The organism is Nocardioides sp. NPDC023903, from assembly GCF_040639295.1.
Classification (GTDB): domain Bacteria; phylum Actinomycetota; class Actinomycetes; order Propionibacteriales; family Nocardioidaceae; genus Nocardioides.
In genome coordinates this window covers 1-1,405 of record NZ_JBEZZS010000080.1, presented here as the reverse complement: position 1 = coordinate 1,405, position 1,405 = coordinate 1, and the positions used below count along the sequence as shown (strand labels likewise).

Below are 1,405 nucleotides of genomic sequence, written 5' to 3'. Positions count from 1 at the left end.
CCGACATCGGCAGCCCGGTCTGCGCCGACGCCGCCGATGTCGGCGACCACACTGAACCGGCTGTCCGAGGACGCGCCCGAACTGCGTGAGCCGTGGCCCAAGGACGCGCTCAACGATCTGCTCGTGCTGCTCGGCGCGGGCCGCGGCAGCATCGACGCGGTCGAGGCCCTGGATCGCACCGGATTGTGGGGCAGGCTCTTTCCCGAATGGGGCGCGGTCCGCGACCTGCCGCCGCGCGACGCGATGCACACCTGGACCGTCGATCGGCACCTGATGGAGACGGTCGCGTTCGCGAGCGGCCTGAGCACCAGGGTCGCGCGGCCCGACCTGCTCGCCCTCGGCGCGCTGCTGCACGACATCGGCAAAGGCCGCAACGGCGACCACAGCATCGTCGGTGCCGAACTGGCCACCCACATCGGTCGCAGGCTCGGGATGTGGCCCTCTGACGTGCGCACCCTCAGCGCGATCGTGCGCCACCACCTGCTGCTGCCCGACACCGCGACCCGGCGCGACCTCGCCGACCCGGCGACCGTGCAGCACGTGGCCGACGCGCTCGGCGGTGACGTCGGCCTGCTCGAACTGCTGCACGCGCTGGCCGAGGCCGACTCGATGGCCACCGGCCCCGGTGTCTGGGGCGACTGGAAGGCCTCGCTGATCGGCGACCTGGTGCGCCGCTGCCGGCTCGTCATGGCGGGCGAGCCACTGCCGCAACCGGAACCGATCGACCCGGAACTGCTGGAGAAGGCCACAGCGGGCGGCGTGCACGTGACTCTCGCGCCCGGCGACGGCAAGCACACCTTCGTGGTGACGGTGATCGCCCCCGACGAGCCCGGCCTGCTCTCCGACGCCGCGGGCGTCCTGGCACTGCACGCGTTGCGCGTGCTCTCGGCCTCGCTGGGCAGTGCGGGGGACTCGGCGATCAACACCTTCGTGGTGATGCCGAAATTCGGCGATCCGCCGGACGCGGGGCTGCTGCGTCAGGAACTCATCCGGGCCACCTCCGGCGCGCTCGACCTGCCCGCGGTACTGGCCAAACGCGAAGCCGAAGCCGACGGGACCGGGCCCGGCCGCTACGCGCGCGCCGCGCCGCGCCTGATCTGGTCACCGGTCAGCACTCCCGGACAGGTGATCCTCGAGCTGCGCGCCGACGACCGCGTCGGTTTGCTGAGCAGGCTGGCCGGTGCGTTCGCCGCGACGGGAGCCAATGTCCGATGGGCCAAGGTGGTCACGATGGGCTCCGCTGTGGTCGACGCGTTCTGCCTCGAATTGGGCGACACCGACAGTCCCGCCCTGCGCGACCGCATCGAAAAGGCCGTCCTGGACGTGGTTCCGCGGCCCGCGCCCGCCCCGCCGCCCGCCGAGAACACCGACACCGACTGACCCGCCAGGACACGGTTTACTCACT

At 72.1% G+C, this 1,405-nt stretch carries 1 protein-coding gene; it reads left to right on the top strand.

The window, feature by feature from the left end:
* On the top strand, positions 1-1,380 hold a 1,380-nt coding region (locus AB0F44_RS30055; RefSeq protein ID WP_357361016.1), incomplete at its 5' end, for an ACT domain-containing protein.
* Positions 1,381-1,405 lie beyond the last annotated feature (25 nt).